The organism is Psychroflexus gondwanensis ACAM 44, from assembly GCF_000355905.1.
Lineage (GTDB): Bacteria > Bacteroidota > Bacteroidia > Flavobacteriales > Flavobacteriaceae > Psychroflexus > Psychroflexus gondwanensis.
This window is the reverse complement of sequence record NZ_APLF01000055.1, coordinates 1-826: the sequence shown is the minus strand read 5'-3', so window position 1 is coordinate 826 and position 826 is coordinate 1. Positions and strand designations below refer to the sequence as shown.

The window sequence follows — 826 nt, the reverse complement described above, 5'->3', positions numbered from 1 at the left end:
CAGGCTCAGTGGAGTCCGCTATATGATTTGTTAACTGATTCATGATTTTTAGATAAGGGGGAATTCGATGAGTTAGCAAGAACCTTACAAGATGAGAAGGTCGTTTTTAAACTGCTATCCAAATGGGGAAATACCTTTAAGACACTCATTATCTTTGAAAATAATTAGTGTTAAAGGTACTTACGAAAATGAATATGACAAAAACCTGCGTTTGTGATACAAGGAAAAAATAAGCGAGTAGTGTTGGTAAACATCTGCTGCTTCAGAATCTTGAATGCAGCATCTTGAGTGGTTAATTAAAAGTCCCTTGGATACTAGGTGTGAAAGTGTTAGTTTAGTTGATAATAAAACAACGTCCTATCATAGATATATCCTATACGGAAGATTTGAATAGGGTTCATATGGATGTTAGCTTTAATTTTAATGACCAACATAGACAAACAACTTTTTTTAAAACATTTTATCCCGACTAAATTAGAAGGGAATAGAAAAGTTATGTTTGAAAACGGTTCTTCAATAACAACTAAATATAAATACGAATTTAAATATTTCGTGAGATATTTACCCGGAAATTATGCCGATTATTATTCGCCTGAATTTATTTTTAAAACGGATAATGATTTAAAGATAAAAATAATCCCAATTCCGAATTTCTATTCTTTTATTTATATACCAATAGCAATGGTGATTTTTAATTATTATGAAAAAATAGAAAAAGAAAATATTTGGACTATTGTAATTGCTTTAATTGTATTTGTGATTTTTGTACAGTTCATATTAATAATCCCAAGCCTTTTGAATATTAGAAAACGAGTGAATGAAAAAC

1 protein-coding gene is annotated in these 826 nt (G+C 29.5%); it reads left to right on the top strand.

Going from position 1 to position 826, the window contains the following annotated elements; genetic code table 11:
- Nucleotides 1–423: 423 nt before the first annotated feature.
- On the top strand, nt 424–826 hold a 403-nt coding region (locus PGOND44_RS14885; protein WP_155943865.1), incomplete at its 3' end, for a hypothetical protein.